Annotated in this window: 15 protein-coding genes and 1 CRISPR repeat array (1 of these 16 only partly in view); of the genes, 2 read left to right on the top strand and 13 right to left on the bottom strand. The window is 28.3% G+C overall.

Annotation, left to right across the window (positions count from 1 at the left end):
- Positions 1-121: 121 nt before the first annotated feature.
- The 7 genes from ACT1UH_RS02585 to ACT1UH_RS02555 all read right to left on the bottom strand — a co-directional run bounded on the left by ACT1UH_RS02585 (position 122) and on the right by ACT1UH_RS02555 (position 8,639).
- Positions 122-553, bottom strand: a complete 432-nt coding sequence (locus tag ACT1UH_RS02585) for a 23S rRNA (pseudouridine(1915)-N(3))-methyltransferase RlmH (RefSeq protein WP_444704862.1) — start codon at positions 551-553, stop codon at positions 122-124.
- 2 nt (positions 554-555) lie between these two features.
- On the bottom strand, positions 556-2,379 hold the full coding sequence (gene mnmG, locus ACT1UH_RS02580; protein ID WP_444704861.1) for a tRNA uridine-5-carboxymethylaminomethyl(34) synthesis enzyme MnmG: 1,824 nt from the start codon (positions 2,377-2,379) through the stop codon (positions 556-558).
- A 10-nt stretch (positions 2,380-2,389) separates the two neighbouring features.
- Positions 2,390-2,719 (bottom strand): 30S ribosome-binding factor RbfA, encoded by a 330-nt coding sequence (gene rbfA / locus ACT1UH_RS02575; RefSeq protein ID WP_438340442.1) that lies wholly within the window; start codon positions 2,717-2,719, stop codon positions 2,390-2,392.
- A 1-nt stretch (position 2,720) separates the two neighbouring features.
- Positions 2,721-4,526, bottom strand: a complete 1,806-nt coding sequence (gene infB / locus ACT1UH_RS02570; RefSeq protein ID WP_438340441.1) for a translation initiation factor IF-2 — start codon at positions 4,524-4,526, stop codon at positions 2,721-2,723.
- On the bottom strand, positions 4,487-4,786 hold the full coding sequence (locus tag ACT1UH_RS02565; RefSeq protein ID WP_438340440.1) for a YlxR family protein: 300 nt from the start codon (positions 4,784-4,786) through the stop codon (positions 4,487-4,489). Before ACT1UH_RS02565 ends, infB begins: the two co-directional genes overlap by 40 nt.
- On the bottom strand, positions 4,770-6,374 hold the full coding sequence (gene nusA / locus ACT1UH_RS02560) for a transcription termination factor NusA (protein WP_438340439.1): 1,605 nt from the start codon (positions 6,372-6,374) through the stop codon (positions 4,770-4,772). Before nusA ends, ACT1UH_RS02565 begins: the two co-directional genes overlap by 17 nt.
- A gap of 105 nt (positions 6,375-6,479) precedes the next feature.
- Entirely contained in the window at positions 6,480-8,639 is a 2,160-nt protein-coding gene (locus ACT1UH_RS02555; RefSeq protein ID WP_438340438.1) for a helix-hairpin-helix domain-containing protein, read from the bottom strand.
- A gap of 139 nt (positions 8,640-8,778) precedes the next feature.
- On the opposite strand from ACT1UH_RS02555, the gene ACT1UH_RS02550 reads away from it, so the two are divergent.
- Positions 8,779-9,684, top strand: coding sequence for a nucleotidyltransferase (locus ACT1UH_RS02550; protein WP_444704860.1), 906 nt, complete (start codon positions 8,779-8,781; stop codon positions 9,682-9,684).
- A 310-nt stretch (positions 9,685-9,994) separates the two neighbouring features.
- On the opposite strand, the gene ACT1UH_RS02545 is transcribed toward ACT1UH_RS02550, so the two are convergent.
- From ACT1UH_RS02545 to ACT1UH_RS02520, 6 genes are all read right to left on the bottom strand, one after another.
- Positions 9,995-10,141, bottom strand: coding sequence for a hypothetical protein (locus tag ACT1UH_RS02545; RefSeq protein WP_444704859.1), 147 nt, complete (start codon positions 10,139-10,141; stop codon positions 9,995-9,997).
- A 363-nt stretch (positions 10,142-10,504) separates the two neighbouring features.
- Entirely contained in the window at positions 10,505-11,440 is a 936-nt protein-coding gene (gene pip / locus ACT1UH_RS02540) for a prolyl aminopeptidase (RefSeq protein ID WP_444704858.1), read from the bottom strand.
- 94 nt (positions 11,441-11,534) lie between these two features.
- Positions 11,535-12,464, bottom strand: a complete 930-nt coding sequence (locus ACT1UH_RS02535) for a DHH family phosphoesterase (protein WP_444704857.1) — start codon at positions 12,462-12,464, stop codon at positions 11,535-11,537.
- Positions 12,465-12,467: 3 nt separating this feature from the next.
- Positions 12,468-14,663 (bottom strand): PhnE/PtxC family ABC transporter permease, encoded by a 2,196-nt coding sequence (locus tag ACT1UH_RS02530; RefSeq protein WP_444704856.1) that lies wholly within the window; start codon positions 14,661-14,663, stop codon positions 12,468-12,470.
- A gap of 2 nt (positions 14,664-14,665) precedes the next feature.
- Positions 14,666-15,544 (bottom strand): phosphonate ABC transporter ATP-binding protein, encoded by an 879-nt coding sequence (phnC, locus tag ACT1UH_RS02525; protein WP_444704855.1) that lies wholly within the window; start codon positions 15,542-15,544, stop codon positions 14,666-14,668.
- Positions 15,545-15,594: 50 nt separating this feature from the next.
- Entirely contained in the window at positions 15,595-16,887 is a 1,293-nt protein-coding gene (locus ACT1UH_RS02520; RefSeq protein WP_444704854.1) for a hypothetical protein, read from the bottom strand.
- Between the two features lie 418 nt (positions 16,888-17,305).
- Between ACT1UH_RS02520 and cas9 the strand changes: the two genes are divergently transcribed.
- Positions 17,306-20,785 carry a type II CRISPR RNA-guided endonuclease Cas9 gene (gene cas9 / locus ACT1UH_RS02515; protein WP_444704853.1) on the top strand — a complete coding sequence of 1,160 codons (3,480 nt, stop codon included), beginning with the start codon at positions 17,306-17,308 and terminating at the stop codon, positions 20,783-20,785.
- 89 nt (positions 20,786-20,874) lie between these two features.
- Positions 20,875-20,882: a CRISPR direct-repeat array (repeat unit 36 nt); it runs 1,085 nt beyond the window's last position.

Raw genomic sequence — 20,882 nt, 5'->3', positions numbered from 1 at the left:
TTTTAAATCAAAACCTATAAGATGTAAAGGTTTTGATTTTTTTGTTTTAACTTCGTCAATAGATCCCCAAATGTCTAGAGAAAAAAAACAAATAATAAAATTACACCAAAATTTGGTGTAATTATTTGTGATATTTAATATTTTTCTTAATGGCTAATCCACGATAAATTTGTTCAATTAACATGATTCTAAATAGCTGATGTGGGAAGGTCATTCTGGAAAAACAAATTTTATTTTTAAATTTTGTTTCATCTACGCCATTCGATCCACCAATAATAAAAGTTAAATTATCTTCAATAAGTATATTAGAAAATTCCTCACTACTCATTTGTTTTCCTTGTAATGAAAGATAAAAAACTTTTGAATTTTTTGGTATTTTTGCTAATATTGCTTCAGTTTCCTTTGCAATTTTAATATCAATATTATCATTAATAATTTCTTTAACTTCAATTAAATTAATTGTTGCTAAAAAGTTTATTTTTTTTAAATATGAATCATAAATCTTCTTAATATCAGAATTTAAAGAACCAACTGCAATTAAGTTTATTTTCATTTTTATTTTTTACGGTTATTTAGATAGAACATTAGCATTTGTATGTCGGAAGGGTTAATTCCACTAATTCTTGTTGCTTGTCCAATAGTTGAGGGTCTAATTTTTTCAAGTTTTTGTCTTGCTTCTGTAGCGAGATTATCTACCAAGGAATAATTTATATTTTCAGGGATTTTTAGATTTTCCAGGCGAATCATTTTTTCAGCAGCTGTTTCTTGTTTTTTAAGATATCCAAATAGTCTTACTTGAATTGTTAATTCTTCAATGAAGGGAAAATCATTTCCTAAGATATCTATTGGGTCTGTCTCAGGATTGGCAAGTAACTTAAGGTAAGATTGGCCATTGATAACGTTATATTTAATGCCTAATTCACTCTTTGAAGACACATATTTATTTTTAAGTTCTTCAATTGTTGTTTGAATAAGATTATATTTATTAACAATTTTTTGATATTCTTCTTCATTTATCATTTTATTGTCATAAGCATATTGGCATAATCTTTCATCAACATTGTCATTTCTTAATAATAATCGATATTCTGAACGACTTGTTAACATACGATATGGCTCTGTGGTGCCTTTGGTAACGATATCATCAATTAAGACACCGATATAAGCATCGCTTCTTTTGATTTCCATAGAAGGCATATTTTGAATCTTATTTGCTGCATTAATTCCAGCTATTAAGCCTTGGGCCGCTGCTTCTTCGTAACCACTTGTCCCATTAGGTTGCCCGGCCGAAAAAAAGTTTTCTAATATTTTAGATTCTAGCGATTTATATAAGTTAAGTGGATTAATAGCATCATATTCAATGGCGTATCCATATTTTTGAATTCTACAATTTTCTAATCCAGGTACCGATCTAATCATTTCATCTTGAACATCGGCAGGCATTGAAGTGGATAAGCCGTTAATGTACATAATGTCACCTTTTTTAGTTTCTGGTTCAAAAAATATGTGGTGTGTTTCCTTGTCTTGAAATCTAACAATTTTGTCTTCAATGCTAGGGCAATATCTTGGTCCGATACCAATAATTATTCCAGAATATAATGAACTTTTATCAAGGTTTTTTAGCACTATTTCTTTAGTTTTGGCTGTTGTATGGGTTAGAAAACAAGAAGTTTGTTCATCTAATTTTATATTGCTTCGCTTGGAAAAACAAAGTTCAGTTTTATCTAGAATTTCTCTTTCTACTTTTGTAAAATCAATACTATCAGTATAAATACGACAAGGAGTTCCGGTTTTTAATCTTTGGATTTCAAAGCCATATTTAGCTAAATTTTTGGATAGAGTTGAACTATTTTTTTCGCCGTCAGGACCATCGTTTTTAATATCAGTGCCTCGCAGGATGCGTGAGTTCATATAGACACCGGTTGTCATAATTGTGACTTGTGAGTGTATATCGCCGTGTTTTAAAGTTTTAACACCAACACATTTTTTGTCAACTATGATTAGATCAGAAACTTCATCTTCAATTAAAACAATATTATTTTCTTTTTTTACAGCATTTAGAATTATTTGTGAATATTTATCTTTGTCTATTTGGGCCCTAAGCGATCAAACAGCTGGACCTTTTGAAGTATTTAACATTTTAATTTGGATCATGGATAGGTCGGCAAAAAAGCCCTGAACTCCTCCTAGGGCATCGATTTCACGAGTAATAATTCCTTTTGCCGATCCACCGATTGATGGATTACAAGGTAGCATTGCTAAGCGGTTAGTATTTAGAGTTATTAAGGCTACTTTTAGATTTCTTTTTGCTAGTGCAAAAGTTGCTTCGATTCCGGCATGACCACCACCTATTACGATAGCATCATACTGATTGTTCATTTATTAAGTACTATTCTTTAATATCTTTAAGTATTTTTTCAATTCTTGCAGCTTCAGGCTCAACTTTATCAATTAAAAATACTAGTTCTGGTAATTTTTTATATTTTCAACTTTTAGCTACAACTGAACGAATAAATGGCGCCATTGAAGTCACTTTGTCAAAGTATCTTTCCTTGTCTTTAAATAAGGTTATATATACTTTAGCATGTGATCCATCATTTGATAAAATTACGTCGTTAATTGAGATGTTTGTTACATCAAAATCTTTTAATTCAAAAAAACTATTTCCAATTAATTCTAATAATAATTGAGTTTTTCTTTCATGCATAATTGCGTTCATATTATACTAATACATCCTCATAAAATTTTAATTCATCATCTATATCTATTTTATCAAAATCTTTAATATGGGTACCAAAATCAAAGCCTTTTTCGACAACTTTAACATCATTTTTTTCTCTTTTTAAGGAGCTTATTGAGCCCTTAAAGATACTTTTGCCTTTTCTAATTACTTCAACTTTGCAAAGTTCTTTCGCTTGTCCTTCAAGCATCATGCAACCTGCAATTGTTCCTACTTTCGAGTAGAAAAAAAGTTTTATAACAACAGCCTGTCCAATTAATTTTTCTTCATAAACTGGTTCTTTTAAGGTATTGATAATTGCTTCTATTTCCTCAACAATTTTATAAATAATGTTATGAGAAACAATTTTTATTTTTTTAGTTTCAGCTAGTTTTTTAATTTCGCTTGATGTGCTAATGTTAAATAGATAAATTCTTGAATTAGATGCTTCAGCTAAGAGTAAGTCTGCTTTAGTTAGTTCTCCCGCTGTTGCTCTAATAACATTAACAGAGATTTCATCATTTTTTAGTTTAGATAGCGTTTGCTTAATTGCTTCAGCAGTCCCCTGCACATCGGTTTTAATAATTATGTTTAAGGTTTTTTGTCCATCTTTTATAGTGAAGGAATTTCTTTCGCTTAATTCTTTTTGTTTATTAATAAAAGATTTTTCTTCTGCTAGCTTCTTAGCGAATTTTTCATCACTAATTACAATAAATCTATCACCTGATGAGGGATTCTTATTGAGACCTGTAATTATGCAAGGTGTGCCTGGTAAGACTTTTTGCAATGGTTTTCCCTCGGTTGAGGTTAAGCTTCTAATGTTTCCATATTGACCACCAGCGACAATAAAATCTCGAGGCATAAGAGTACCATTTTCAACAATAACCGTTGACACTACCCCTCTACCTTTATCAATCTTTGATTCAATAATAGTTCCAAAAGGATCGCGATTCAGATTTGCCTTTAGGTCTAGTAAATCAGCTTGAAGAAAAATAGATTCTAATAAAGCATCAATATTATTATTCATCATTGCTGAACCATAAATGAATTGGTTTTCGCCTCCTCATTCTTCACAAATAATATTATGCTCACTTAGTTGGCTTTTAATTTTCTCAGGGTCTGCATTTGACTTATCCATCTTATTAACAAAGATAATAATTGGCACATTGGCAGCTTTCGCATGATCGATGGCTTCAATAGTTTGCGGTTTAACACCGTCATCTGCAGCTACAACAATAATAACAATATCAGTTACCCTAGCCCCTCTCGAACGCATTTCAGTAAACGCTTCGTGTCCAGGGGTGTCAAGAAAGGTAATTTTTCTACCATTATATTCAACTTGATATGCACCAGTATGTTGGGTAATCCCGCCAAATTCTGTTGAAAGAATGTTACTTTTTCTAATTTGGTCAATTAGTGTTGTTTTACCGTGGTCAACATGGCCCATAATTGTCACAATGGGAGGGCGTGTTGAAAGGTCGTTTGGATCATTAATAACTTCAAGTTTATCAAATAAATTTTCAGCATCAACTGATTCTTCTTTTTGAAAATCAAGATTATAATGTAAACATATTTCCGCAATTTCTTCTTCATTTAAAAAGGTGTTAATATTTTTCATTATTCCTTTTTTAAAGAAGTAGGTTAAAATTTGCGCAGCAGTTTGGTTAATTTTTTGGCTAAATTCGCAAACTGTTAGTGGACCTGTAAAAATAAATACACCATTTTTGACTTTTGCTTCTACAACGTTTAATTTTTCTTTAATATTGTCTACATTTGAAATTCTTTTGTTACATTTTTGCTTAGCCATATATTCACCTCATTTCATAATTTTTTATAAATACAATCATCAATATTTTGTCTAAATGCTTTATTTAGTAAATGCTTTTTAAAAAGGGTTTCGATTTGTTCCTCATTATCTAAACAGTATGTTCCTCGGCCACCTAGTTCAATGTTTGGATCAAAATAAAATTCATTATTAATTTTTGCAAATCTAACTAAGTTCTTTATAGGATAAATTTTTCCATCAACAATAGATTTACGACTATATTTTTTATCAATCTTCATCATTTAAATCACCTAAATCTAAATTCTCTAAACCAGCACTTAGGTCATCATCTTTTTTGAAGTCCTTCATTTTTGTTTGAGTTATTTTTTCATAGTCGGCTTCGATTTTTGCTTTGTCTTTAATTTCATTTTGTTTAGTGTTACCTGAGTATACATCTAAATCTTCCATTTCTTCGTTTTCTAATTCATTTTGCATATCAATTCATGTTCTTTCTATTTCCTCATCAGAAATAGATTCATATAATTGTTTTTCAAAAATATGATCTGTTTGTTGTGCTTTTTGTCTAAGCTCAGCTAGGTCTTGGTCAAATTCTGATATATTGAATGTATTATCAAAGAATGATTCATTGGATTTCTTAGAATTTCTATGATTGCTAATTGGTTTTAGATTTAACTTTTGACCTACATATTTTAATTTAGCTTCTTCTTCAGTAATATTTGCATTTTTAAATGAATATTTTATTTGGAGTTGATCGGCTTGCGCTTGGCTAATTATGTCCAAGCGGCTTCTTGTTAATTCTGAGGCAAGTCGAACATTTTGCCCTTTTTTACCAATTGCTAAAGTATGTTGAGCATTAGGAACAATAACAATAAAACTATTGAACTGTGGAGTTGAATCTTCTTTTTCGACAATATCAATAACTCTTGAAGGACTAACAGCATTCATTACAAATTTCTTTTTGTCCTCATCATATAATACAACATCAATTTTTTCGTGGTTTAGTTGTTTCGAAATAGCTTCAATTCTAGCTGAATCTGTTCCGATTACTGTGCCTAATTCTTCGAGAGCAAAAGGCGCTTTTTCTGTTTTTCTTATAGCAACTTTTGCTCTTTCCCCTGGTATTCTAACAACCTTAATAATTTCAATAAATCCCTCAGCAATTTCTGGTATTTCTTGTTCGAATAATTTATTTATTAATTTAGATTCAACTGAGGATACTAATATTTGTGCATTTTTAGATTCAGGTTTTACTTCTTCAATATAAACATCTAACAAATCGCCGGCTTTTAGATTGGATAATAATCTTAAATTACTTGTAGATGGTGGCATATAAGCAACAGTTCCATCACGAAATTCCATGAGTGTACCAGTTTTGGTAATATTTGTTATTTTAGCTTTAACTATAGTACCTATTAAGCTACTATATTTATTAAAGGTTAATTGTTTTTCCAATTCTCTAATTTGTTGGTTGAAGATACTTAGAATTTTTTGATAATCACGTTTATGGAATAATTCGAAATCTATTTCCTCAGCAATGATATCACCCTCCTTAATATCTGCATTAATTTTTTTAGCATCGCTTAAAGCAATTTCAATGCAAGGGCAAAAATTATCTTTGTCTTCATATGTTATAGGGTCATTAGTAACGATTTTTGTATGGTTTATTATTTTAAACTGTTTCTTATCTTTATCAATGATAAATTCTAATTCAGCATCAGGATCATATTGACTAAAAATCACTTGTTCAACAGCTTTTTTAAATAAATCAACTACTGCTTCTTCATCAATATTTTTGATCTGTGAAACATTATATATAGCACTAAAAATTTGTGTTGCTTTTAGTTCCGAATCAAAAGTTTTAGTATTCATTTTTATCTCCTTTTTTATATCTTATAATTACAAAAAGGATCGGCCTATGGCCAACCCTTTTTAATCTTAATTAAAAACAGTATAATAAAATTTTAATACATTAATTTATTTTCAAATAATTTTTCCTTGAATTTTTGAGTTTACTTTATCAATATCAATAATTTTTATATTTATGTTATCGCCAATTGAAACTAGTTCATTAGGATGGTTGATATATTGGGAATTTTCCTTCTTCATATTACGAATATGAATCAAAACATTTTCCTTTAGGCCAATATAGGCAAATACACCGAAGTTGGTAATATTTTGAACCTGGCCAATAATTTCTTGACCCAGTTGGATATCACTAAATTTTAAAATTTTGTCATTAACAATATATCCTGGTTTATCATCCCTTATATCCTTTCCAGGTGCTAATAAAGAATCAATAATTAGGTCAATGTCATATTGATTTGCGCCTAGGTTTTTAGCTAATTCATCCTTATTAGTTGAAAGCAATATTTCCTTATCGATATTTTTTAAATCAATAGCTAATTCTTTTATTATTCTATCGGCAAGTTCGTATAAGTCAGGGTGTATATTTGTCTTATCATAAAATACATTAGAATCATAAATTCGTAGAAAACCAACTGATTGTTCATAAGCTTTAGGGCCTAAACCTTTAACTTTTTTAAGATCAGTTCTTGATTTAAATAAGCCGTTCTCATTACGATAATCAACAATATTTTGTGCTAATGATTTCGAAAGGCCAGAAACATACTCTAATATATATTTGGTTGCGGTGTTTAAATCAATTCCAACCATATTGACTGCCTTTCCGACTTTGAATGCTAATTTTAAAGATAATTCTTTTTGATTAACATCATGTTGATACTGACCTACCCCAAGAGATTTTGGTTCAATTTTAATTAGCTCATTCAAAGGATCTTGAAATTTTCTGCCTATATTAATTGCTGATCTAAATTCTAGTTCTAAATCAGGGAACTCCTCTTGCGCAATTTTTGAAGCCGAGTATACAGAAGCGCCCACTTCACTAACAATGGCAAATTTAGTGTTTTTGTTTAATTCTTTTTCTCTTCTTATTTTTAATAATTTATCAATAAATTCTTCTGTTTCACGGCTAGCGGTTCCATTTCCAATAACAATTAGATCAATCTCATATTTGTTAAGTATTTCATGCATCTTTTTGACTGCATTTAGAAATTCTTCTTTTGAGTTAGTGTGTGGATGGATAACAAAACCTTCTAAATATTTTCCATTACCGTCTAGCATTGCACATTTGCAGCCGTTAGTATATCCAGGATCGATAGATAAAATATTTTTATTTTTTGTGGCTGGAGAAAGTAATAAATCTTCAAGGTTTTGAGCAAAAATTTCAATAGCTTCTTTTTCGGCACGCTCAAATAAATCTGTCTTTATTTCTCTTATTATCGATGGAAATATTAAACGATCTAGTGAATCCTTTATTGCTTCATTAACAATCTTAGCTGTTCTTTTGTTGATGAAAAATTTGTTGTTTAGATAATAAATGATAACTTTTTCATTGAATTCAATTGTATATGAAATGATTTTTTTGTCTTCACCACGAGTAATAGCTAATACACGATGGTTAGGGATATTTTTAACCTTCTCACTATAGTCATAATATTGTTTGAATGTTTCTTTTTCGTCATCCACACTTTTCTTTTTTGTTACGATAACACCGTAGTTTATAAGTTGATTTTTAACATATTCGCGAACTGAAATATCTTGTGAAATATTTTGAGCAATTATATATTTAGCTTGTTCTAAAACTTGTTCAACATCTTTTAATGTATCTCCATTAATATATTTCGAAGCTTCTTTAAAAACATTAAATTTTTCATCCTTATTTGTCATAATAAGCTCAGCAAGTGGCCCTAATCCTAATGCAAGAGCTTCGGTGGCTTTTGTTTTTTTGCCTACCTTAAAAGGTTCATATATATTTTCAACTTCCTGCTTAGTTATTGCATCATCAATTTTTTTCGATATTTCAACATCAAGTAGCTTTTTTTCTTCAAGAATTTTTTTAACATATTCTTTCCTTTTTTGAAGTTCTACATCATACTCATAAAATTCGCTAATATTTGCAACTTGTTCTTCATCAAGACCACCGGTCACATCTTTTCTATAACGTGAAATAAAGGGAATTGTAGCGCCTTCTTTTAATAATTTAAGGGTTTCACTAACCTGCTCATTACGTATATTCAATCTTTTTGCAACATTTTTTATTGATAAATCAATCATAATTTCTCCAATTTTTATTTATTATCTTTAGTACATTAATTATAAAGAAATTATTTTTTAATAGGTCTTTTTAGATTTTTTTTAAAGCAAATTAATTTATAATTTTTAAGAATTATTGAATTGTAGGAAGAATAAATTTATGTTAAAAATTGGCATTATTGCAGAATATAATCCATTTCATAATGGTCATATATACTTAATTAATAAAATTAAAGAAAGATATCCAAATTCGAAAATTATTGTTGCCTTGTCCTCTAATTTTACCCAACGTGGTGAGATTGCTTGCGCTCCTTTTGCAAAAAGGAAAAAAATATGTATGAAATATGGTGTTGATAAGGTTGTTAAGCTAGATTTTGAAACTTCAACACAGGCAGCACACTTTTTTGCAAAAGGCTCAATTGATATGTTAGATAAGCAAAAAATTGATATTCTTTTTTTTGGAACATCCGATAGCGATGAAATAAAAAAATATATAAGTGCTGCAAGGTTATTGGATGAAAATGAGGATTTATATAACAAAAATGTTAAGTTGCTTTTAAAACAAGGAAAATCCTTTATTTTATCCTGTTATGAATCGTTAAAACTATTCTTAAAAGAAGAAGAAATTCCGCAGGATATTTTGGGCTTTGAATACACTAAATACATATTAAAAAATAAACCTCATATTAAACTTGATTGTATAAAAAGGTCAATTTCACATCATTCTGGGGAAACAAGTTCAATTTATGCATCAGGAACAAAATTAAGAGAAATGATAAAAAATAATGAGGATATTTCAAATTTTTCTCCACTAAAAATTAAAAGAGTTAAGAGGATTGAAGATACATATAAAAAATTCCGAAGAATAATAAGACATTGGTCACCACAAAGAATCGCCAAAATTAAACTTGTTAGTGAAGGAATGGAAAATTTATTTAAGAAAAACATTGATGCTTTATCCTACGATGAATTTATTGATTCTTGTACATCAAAAAGATATACAAAATCACGTATTAAGCGAACTTATTTGTATGTCTTAAAGAAGTGATTTGCTAAAAAAAACTAGTATATTTTTAATTTTAAATTAAAGCGCAATTGAGGAAAAAAGTTAATTCTAAATTGGATGCAGCAAGTTATTAATACCTCTAGGTATTATTTTTTCATTATTATTGTTTATCAGGGTAATCATAGGCACTTCAGGCGCTTAGAAGGTAAGAAGATACTGAAATAAAGATCACATTTTTTATAAATCATAATTTAGTTTATTAAGCTAAATATTCAAAAAATATAATAGGTTATAGATTTGAAATTTAAAGGATTTATTTATGAGTGACTGGCTATTTTGATGAAGCAACATTTGTGCGAAACAAAAAAGTCTAAACAAGGTCATTTTGTTTCATTTGATCTAGCACTGGCATTGTTTTTACTTTTATTGTTGTTGCAATGTCGATATATACATTTGTTGCAATATAGCTAATGTTGGTCCAGGTTTTGCGTCAATTATTTTTATTATAATCTAGCATCTATAGACCTACAATTATTATATTATTAATATTTTATGATAATGCTCTTAGTGAAATTAACAATGAAATCGTACTATTTCTGAATTTCAATAATATAGACATTGAAGCAAAGCATTATTGTTTATGTTTGAATATAAACACTTTATTTTGTTAATAATTGTCGGCTTGATCTTGCTAATATTAATACTTGTAGGTTTTATTATCTTTTTTATTTTAGCTTCAAAAGCTTAAAAAATTTTGATTCAATTTATTTAAAATATTTTTTTGAATCTAATCTAGATGAAAAACTTAAATGAGATTTTGTAAAAAAAACATTCAGGTGTATTTTCTGAATGTTTTTTGCCTTCAAAGTCTATGAATTATTTATTGCAAATTTTTAAATTCTTCTGTAGCATTAACTAGTGCTTCGGCAATCTTTTCTTCTTTTGAGGAATGACCTGCAATAACAAAATTTAACTTTGATTTGTTTAGATTTTTATGTAAAAGGTAAGCGCCTTCTGGTCTGCAATCCATATCAAATCTACCATGAATAATTATTGTTGGAATATTTCGGATTTTGTCAATATTTTTTAATATATAGTTATCTTCTAAAAAAATATGATTAATAAAATAATGATTTTCAAGTCTAGCTAATTCTAAATTGCTTTTCTTATTTGATAAAATTTCTTCTATTTCTGTTAGCGGGTTCATCGTTATAAGCCCGAGTTCTCATTTAGCTCAATGGTATGCTGCATTGTATGCTAATTCAATATTTGGGCTATTTAGATACTTGTGGTATGCCTTGATTAAATTATGTCTTTCTTCAATTGGAATAAAGTTGGAAAATTCTTCATATGCTTCAGGAAAATAGAAAGAAGCACCTTGCTGATAAAGGTAATAATCGTCTTCCTGGCGCCCTAAGAATACACCTCGCAAAATCATACCCAATACATTTTGAGGGTAATTAATGGCATAAATAAGTGACAAACAGGATCCTCATGAACCACCAAAAAGTATCCATTTATCAATATTTAAGTTTTTGCGCAACTCTTCAATATCGCTAATTAAGTTTAGTGTAGTATTTTCTTTTATTTCGGCAGATGGCATAGATTTGCCGCAACCTCTTTGATCGAATAAAATAATTCGGTAATGATTTGGGTCAAAATATTGGCGATTCGATTCAGAAATTCCCCCTCCTGGACCACCATGTATAAATAAAATTGGTTGACCATTTGGGTTACCTACTTCTTCATAATATATAGAGTGAATATCGCTTACTTTTAAAAAACCAGTTTTATATGGTTCAATTGGTTCAAACATAACAATTTCCTTTTAGATAAAATATTAGTACTTAAAATTATATTTTAATATTTTAAAAAGTTAGAGGTTTAATGCGCCCCCTAACTCTTATTTTTTATATTAAATAATGTTTGTTTATAAAGTTAACTATTTCTTGCAATTTATTTAAATCCTGTTGAATAAATCCAGATGAGTTTAAGTGCCCACCGCCTTGAAAATAGTTTGCAACTTTTGATACATCATAAGTAGTTTTTGATCTAATTTCACAGCGATAATCACCCTGTTTTCGTTTTAATAATGCTAGTGAAACTTCGGTGTTAGATACTTCTGCAAATTTAGCAACAAGAGGTCTTGCGATATCATTTGAAACAATTTGATCAACAATCATATATGTAACTATTCCTTCTTTTTGGGAATTGTTTATTGCATTAAAAATGAATCTGTTTTCTTCCGCATTAAGTTGCATTTTTTTAAGTAAAAGATTATAATCTAGACCTTCCTTTAATAAAAATTCCATACATTTAAAAGTTTCTTGGGTAACATTTCTCTCTTTGAAAAATTCAGTATCAGTAATGATTGCCACAGCAAGGCCTTCGAGAACTTTTTTGTCTGTTTTTAAATTTAGTTCCATAACAAGTTTAGTCATTACCTGTCCGGTTGCGGGTCAAAAATCACCGCCAATTTCAAATAATCATTTGCCTTCCAAAGGATGGTGGTCAATTTTAATTGATTCTTCGGTTTTGACTCTTTGATCAAAGATTCTATTCTTTGTAGATGTATCAACAACCACCTTTAGTGAGTTATTAAAAAAGTCATTATCAACTAATGAAATTTTTTCATCCTCCAAGAACAATAGGTTTCTTGGATAATCACCGCCAGAAATTCTTACATTCTTATTTTTTAGGTTTATTTTTATAAGATGCTTGAGAGCGACTGCAGATCCTAGGGTATCACCATCTGGTTCAACATGGGTACATAATGTTATATTATTTGCGTTTTCTAGATATTCTCAAAATTTAATAAATTTTTGTTTCATATTTTCCATAATTTAGGCCACCGTTAATGAATAATTGTCAAAATAATGATCAACCGCAATTTTGGCGGATTTTTTAGCTATTTTAGATTTCTTGAATCAGTTTTTCATATTTGCTAGATTTTGAATTGTTCGCATATATGTTGTTTTATAAACATTTTTAACATCATTTTTAATTTTAACTAATATTTTTTTATATTGATTTAAATAATCTATTTTATTTGTCATTAGCCTTTTATAATTTTTTTCATCTGGAATTAAATCATTTTTTAATCAATAATTGTATATAAATAATTGATCCTTCTTGTGTTTTGCAATCATATATTTTGCATATCTTGTTTCATTTTTGAATTCCTCATTGTTCACAAGAGCAATGGCAAGCGACTTAATAATCATATTTTGCTTAATCAGTTTTTTAAACCAAACATCTTGGCCAAAGAAGTATCCAGTTGTTAGTTTTGAGCGAATGATATTTGAAATTTGTTCAATTGTCAATAATACAATAATGGTAAAAATTAGGTATGATGAAAGCTTGTCTCAGTCTTCAGTTTTGGATGAGTATGTACTGATTTGGAAACCAAAATCACTAGCTCCTACGGCGCCAATTACTACTGTACTTTTGAAGTTAATTTCAACTCTATATAAGAAGTTAGACAGAGATTGCGGTAATATTGATTTAATAACAATAAATTTGACTTTTTGAAATCATGTTGCGCCTAGTGAGTCTAAGGATTGAAACACCTTGTGTGGAATTTTTTCAACTGACTCCATAATTAGTTTTCCAAGCATACCAATTGAATGTATCCCCAGTGCCAAGACCCCGGCGAATAGTTTTGAGTCTTTTGACAAGATTATAAAAAGAATGGCAAAAGTGAACGCTGGTATAGCACGAATAACAATAATAATCAATTTAAATGGGTAAGAAAAATACTTATTAATATTTTTTGCGGCAAGAATTCCTAATATTACTGCAAAAAACAAACCAATGACTGAGGAAGCTATTGCCACTAGTAGAGCCGAAGCCCCTAATGGTATAACACTTGTTTTTGATGTTTTTCAATTACCACCAAACAACGATCAATCCGGATTGAAAAGCTTATTAATTCCATCTTTGAATTGGCTAATTTTTATACTATTTCCAATTTTTCATTCAATTTGTGTTAGCGAAGCAAGGATAAGCGCAAACACAAGAATAATGACAAAAATCTTGAATATATATATTTTTGACTTTTGCTTTTTAAGCTGTTCTAATTGTTTTGCAAATGGAAGTTTTTCATCAATTTGAGGGTGCTTTTGAGAATATTCTAAAATGAATTTTTTAATCATATAGTTTAATGCTTCGATTACTATCATCAAGGCAATTAACACTCATAAAACAATTGACATATGCGATAGGTTATCTGTTATGGCGTATTGATCAGAAAGAAGTTGTCCAATTGTTGATATTCCAACAATTGATAAAATAGCTGCAAATCTAACAACCATTTCGAATGAGTAGAATCCATATGATACAATTCTCTTTATTAAATAAGGTAAAATTGCACTTTTAAAGGCAAGAGTTTTATTATTACCAATTGCTTGCGCTCCCTGAAATGCGCTTGTGTCATAGGTGTCTAAGTCTTCATATAATCATTTTGTCATTAATGAGCTAACAAATATAGCAATTGAAAACATTGCCGCTAATGATTTTGAAAATAAGAAGAAAAAGATAAATGCGAATACAACTGGGGGGACTGCTCTAATTATCGACATTATTATTCTAAAGGGAAGATAAATTAATTTATCTTTAATAATATTTTTAGAGCTTAATAATGCTAGCGGTACTGATATAAAAATACCAAGTATAGTGCCTAATATTGAGTATGAAATAGTGGTTCATAAATAGGATAAGCTGCGCAAGAAGGTTGCATAAGGCGTGAACTCTGCAGCTCCGATTTGCGCTTTTTTATTAGTCTCAAAAAAGTGTGAAATATGATTTCAAAAAGCTTTTCAGTTTTGAAAATCAGGTTTAATAGCAGCGATTATTATTACAACCAAAATAAAGATTAATGCACCACCCAAGATTTTGAACCATGGGAACTTTTTAGTTACCTTTTGGCCATTGATGTCAACGAATTTAGGATTAAAGTAATTTGTTACTGATTCACTAAATAATTTTAGTTTGCTTTTATATTCAATAGGACCGCTAGATTTGCTTTGCTGTTTATCCATTTCTAGATTTCCAATTTTTTAATTTTTTCTTTAATTTCATTTTGAATAATTAGTCTTTTTCTACGGTTTTCATTGAATTGTTCTTCATCAAATTGTTCCAATTTTTTTCCATATATTTCTTTTAATTGTTCTAAATTAACTTTATCTCAACTATCATTAAAAATAATTTTGCCTTTTTTTACGCCTATTATTCGATCTGCATATTGTAGGGCTAGATCAACATGATGGAGATTTGCAATTATGGTAATTTTTTCAGATTTGTTAGCTATTAAAAAACCATCCATAACACTTTTAGCCATAATCGGATCAAGTGCCCCTACAGGTTCATCTGCAAGAATAATTTTTGGTTTTTGGGCTAGAGTACGTGCTAAGGCCACACGCTGCATCTGACCGCCTGATAAATCTTTTGCTAAATCATAAGCATTTTCTAGAATATTAACTTTTGCTAAACATTGATATGCTAGTTCAATATCGCTTTTACTATAAATTCCAAAAAACGCTCTAAATAAATTCATTTGTGGTAATCTTGCCGAGAGAACATTTTGTAGTACAGTGATGTTTTCAACTAGATTATAATTTTGAAAGATAATTCCAATTTTTGTTCTAAATTGTCTTAATTTTTTTCCTTTTAATTCATTAACATTGTAAGGTCCAACCGTTAATTTTCCTGAGGTAATGGTATTTATTTTGTTTACTGTTTTAATTAGCGTGGTTTTTCCGGCTCCCGATAGACCAATAATTGCAACAAACTCGCCTTGATTAATTGAAAGATTTACATCAATTAAGCCCTTAGTTCCATTAGGATATGTTTTTGATACATTATCTCAGTTTATATTTCAATTATTATTAGTATTTTGTTGTATGTTGCTAATACTTTTCATTTTTAAATTTTTATTCATAATTAAGTTTTATATTAAATTAAGTTTTTGTATTATTCTAAGAAAGATTTAAAGCCTTCAAAATGTTTTTTAAATCATTGTTCAGGGTATATATATGAGGCGGCTGATGTTGTTGAAGTATAACCATAAATTACATAATCCCTTACTTCTGATCATTTTAGTTTTCAATTAGAACCTTGTTCTTTTAGGGCTTTAATAACAATTTTGTAAATTTCAGAATCTTTGCGAACATAAATATATGAACGATAGAAGCCAACGGTTGGAAGTTCTTCTCCTGTTGCCAACGAATCAATATGTGTTTTTAATTCATCGTTGTATCCGTTTGTAGTTGAATTTGGATTTTTAGATGGTTCCTTGTTGATATAAAGATTATTTTTATTGAATATTTTGTAGTTATTAAATGCTTCAACTAGTAGTTTTTCATCATTAAATTTAGGTGTTGATGGATTCTGCTTGCTTATATATGGGTCAATAATTTGGACATTTCTACCAGCTTGAATAATAAAGCTAGAATCTCCGGATAGCTTAGCTCATGTATCGACGGGTAGAAAGGCGACATCGATCGATTTAGCTTTCAAAGCTGTTGCAGCACTATTGTAATCACTTGAAACACTAATTTCAATATTTTTGATTCCTTTTTCCTTTATTCATAATTGTAGTTTCTCTGTTGCTTTTTGTACTAATGCGGCATCAGAAGAAGGAATGAATTGAATTTTAAGGTTTTTCTTTTCATCAACAGTTGTGAATTTATTTGTTTTTTCATCAAAGGAAATATATTCACTATCGCCCTTAGGAATAACTTCATAGGCTTTTTTTGAATCTCCATTTATGTTGTAAACGATATTTGCATCAAATCCAACTGGAGCATAGCCATCATGGTTGTATATTTTGAATATACTTTGGATCTTGTTATTTTTATCTAAGTAAGTTAGATTGCTTTCTTTGTTAGAATCTTTATTATCTTTTACTTGTTTGTTTGATTCTTTTATTGCAGCAATTAAAAGTTGTTGAAGAGCCTTAATATCGCCAAGCTTTAAGTCAGATCTCGCCTGAACACCATCATTTGAAATGTGCGATGTGGCCCCAATAACTGCTAGATCATTAGCATGGTCTTTAGCATAAAAACGAGCGTCTGATCATGCCCCGGCAACAGTGATTGATTTGTTAGCTAGTTTTTGCATAGCATCAGCATAGCCCTGGGTTTTTATTGCTTCGACATTGGAATCTGTTGTACATTGTGAAGAAATTAGACCTATAGCCATCGGAAGTATAGAAGCACTAGTTATAACTGAAGGTAGTAAGAACTTTCTGATTGATTTTTTCATTTGTTTTCCTTTTTGTGTGGATTTTCTTTAATATAAAGTATTTAAATTTACAAACGAAATTATATTAAAAACTCAAGGAGCAATAAAAAAACACTTATTAGAAGAGTTTTTTTAAAAAAATTAACAAGTATGAAAAAAAATAAATTTTTTGTGGTGAAAAATTATATTATAAAATTAGTTTTTTTATGAAATTACAATTTTTTTATTTTGCTGCAATTTAACGTAAATGTTAAAAAAAGTTATTTTATAAATTTTGTGTAATCTCATTTGGTTCGAAAATTTAAGATAAAAGTTTAGTGTATTAAAATTGCAATATTAGCAATAATAAAATCTTCAAATTTTCGCTAAATTTTAATGATAAAAATAAATATTTATATTTGTAATTTATAATAAATATGTTTTTTAGAATGGAGAATTCATGCAAGATAATAAAAAAATTGAGGTTTCATTAGGCCTAGATTTAGGGATTGGTTCAGTAGGCTGGTCACTTGTTAATAATGAAACTAACGAAGTTATTGCGCTAGGTTCTAGATTGTTTGATGAACCTAATTTAGCTGAAGATAGAAGAGCACACAGATCTCTTAGAAGAAGCATAAGAAGAAAAGCTTTAAAGAAAAATGCTTATGCAAAATTAGTTATTAAATATAGCAAAATGTTTAATTTAGATTTAAAATCTGTCGAAGATGTTTTAAATATTTATTTAAAATCTTCACAAAAACACCCACATATTATAGATTTAAAATATAAAGCATTATCAAAAGAAATTTTATCAGAAGAATTAATCTGAATATTACACGATTATTTAAAAAATCGTGGTGTATTTTATGAAATAGAAGAAGAAACCAAAGATAAGAAAGGCGGCGATAAGAATAACAGTTCATTTGCCGAATTTAAAGACGATTCAAAATATCCAAGCGAAATTGAAAAAAAATACTTTGATAGATTCGGATTTGTCAAAAACATTGAAGCAAATACAGGTAATTTATTTACTAATAAAAGATGAGTTGCCGAACTTGAAAAACTTTTCGAAGTTCAGTCTAAAAAATATGATCAAAAATTATTTAAAGAATTTAGTGATAATTATCTAAATTTATTTAAATATATACGTTCATTTGAACAAGGGCCTGGCAATATAAAAAGTCCGAGTGAATACGGAATTTTTCAAAGAGATGAAAATGGTGAAGTTATTCAAAAATATACTGTAATATGAGAAAAAACCACTGGAAAATGTAGCGTGTTTAAAAAAGACAATAGAGCGCCTATTAATACGCCAAGTGCAGAAATGTTTAATTTATTACACAATTTAAACAATACAACTTTTTATATTGACGAAAATTCACAAAATAAAATAAATCTAGACAATCAAGTTAAAAAAGATCTAATTTTAAATTGATTTAATTCATTTAAAAACGATAAAAAAGTTAAAAACATAGATAAAAAATCAATTATTAAAGAAATGAAAAAAATTAATAATGATTTAACTACAAATAGTTTTACCAATGAAGATATCGATTATAGAAATCTAAATATAACAAATGAAATTTTAAATATCTTTGTAAAAAATAATTGTATTGCTTCAATGTTTAACAGTGAAAATTTATTCAATGTAATAAGAGACTTAGATAAGCTATATCAACCAATATTTTATAATAGAAGCATTGATGACCGTATCAACAAGTTAAACGATAAAGAATGTATTAAAGTATTCAATAAATATTTATTAAATGACAGTGATATTCAGAACACGATAAAAGATATTGCTCAAAGTTCTAAATTAAAAGGAAATAAAACACATTCACTTTCATACCGTGTTTTTGAACATACGTTGCAGGCATTGTTTGATGAAATTACCAATCTAGAGTCATTAAAATGAAATAAAGAAAGTGATTTATATAAAGCAGTTAGTGAATATAATAAAGAAAATGAAATTAAACTAATTTCAAAAGAACAAACTGGCAAATATTTACAAGCAAATTTCTTAGACGATTTAATTGTTTCTCCAGCAGTTAAAAGTTCAATTAGAGAAAGCGTTAAGGTATTTAACCAAATTATCAAAGAATTTGGAAAAAAATATTTAATCACAAAAGTTGGCCTAGAAATGCCAAGGGATAAAAACGGTGAAGAAGAAGCTAAAAAAATCAGTGCTCAAAATAAACACAATAAAAAAGTTAATGATCTAATTGAAGTGGCAGTAAAAGAAAGAACTATGGATAATTCATTCAGTATTTCAAATTGCTCAGATCATACAAAATTAAAGTTATTGCTATGATTACAACAGGACGGAATTGATTTATATTCTCTTCAAGATATTGATTTAAGAAAAGTTTATAAAAATCCAGGATATACACATATTGATCATATTCTTCCTCAAAGCAAAAGTTTTGACGATTCAATCAGAAACAAGGTTTTGGTACTAAAAGAGTCAAATGAGCAAAAGGAAAATAAGGTTCCTAAAGACTTTTTATCAACCGAAAAATTTGAAGAGCTAAAAAAATGGTTATATGCACATTGAAGATCAAAAGCCGATAAATATACTTCTAAAAAAGATAAAATCAAAGATTTACCTTGATTTAAAACATACGATGAATTAATTGCAAAGTACAACAATTTATTGCATGACACACTTTCTCAAAGCGATGAAATAGAATTTGCTTCTAGAAATTTAAACGACACGCGTTATGCATGTAAAGAATTTTTAAGTATTTTAGCAAACTATGCTAAAAATCATGACAATCAATTTACAATAAAACCTATTAGAGGTAAATTTACAAGCATAATTAGAAAATTAGCGCAATTGGATAAAAAGAACCGTGATGAATTTGATCACCATGCTATTGATGCTTCAATATTGGCAATTGCAGCAAACAATATGAAAATGAACCATAATAAATGAGCAATTTTGGAAAATTACTACATTGACAAAGACAACAACATTATTGATAAAGAAACTGGTGAATTTATTTGTAAGCGTTCTGATTTAACTGTCAATACCGAGGATATAACAGATAAAGTAAAAAAATCGATAGGCGAAAATAGACAACAAGAAATTAAATCTAAAGTAAGATTTACAAGAAAATTAACGAAAGATCATAATATCGAACTATTTAATGCAACTTTATACTCTTCTATCAAAGATCCAGATGATGAAAATATAATTTATAAAGTTGAACGTAAAAGTGTCTATGATATGAAAGATTACTTCGAAAAAGAAGATAAACACGATAATGTATTAATGTTCAGAAGTCACCCTCAAGAGTTTAATAAACTTAAAAATATTTATCTAGAATATAAAGGTGAAAAAAGTCCTTTTGAAGTCTATATGAATGATTTACAAAAAACATATAGTGAATTAATTTCAGAAGAGTATAAAGATTTCTGTAAAAATAACCAAATTTTATTACTTGTTGAAAATAATAAAGTCAAAATGGTTAAAAAATTAAAAATAAAAGATAAAAAGAAACATAAAAACACTGTTTGTTTTGATAAAAATAGCAATAAATCATTTAAAGAATCCTTAAGTTGAATAGCGTTACTAATTTATAAAGATAACAAAAATAATTACACATATATACCAGTTAATGCAAAGATCTATACATTTAGTAATGATAAAAAAGTTGATTTATCAAATGAGGATAATTACAATCTTGAAAATCTAAATAAGATTAAAAAATATTGAAATATTCCTGTAAATAACAAAATTATTGATGTATTTTATAAAGGCATGTTATTTAAATACATCGAAGACGACAATGTTTATTATTTAAATTCCTACAACTATATGTATCAAGGGTTAAGTTTTAATTTAATAAACAAAAAAACAAATAGTGAAAATGTGCTGAATATTGTTATAAATAAATTTTTAAAGAAAGCTATAAAACTAAATAATAAAATTATTTAAGAATAAAAAACAAAAAAACAAAATTTACAACAACTGCCAAATATTGTAAATTATGTTTTTTTGTTTTTAATTTTAAGTTTAAAAAAGTTAACTAACC

Origin of the sequence: Mycoplasma sp. 332 (assembly GCF_052378275.1) — a bacterium.
Classification (GTDB): Bacteria; Bacillota_I; Bacilli_A; order Mycoplasmatales; family Metamycoplasmataceae; genus Metamycoplasma.
This window is presented reverse-complemented; position numbering and strand designations above follow the sequence as displayed.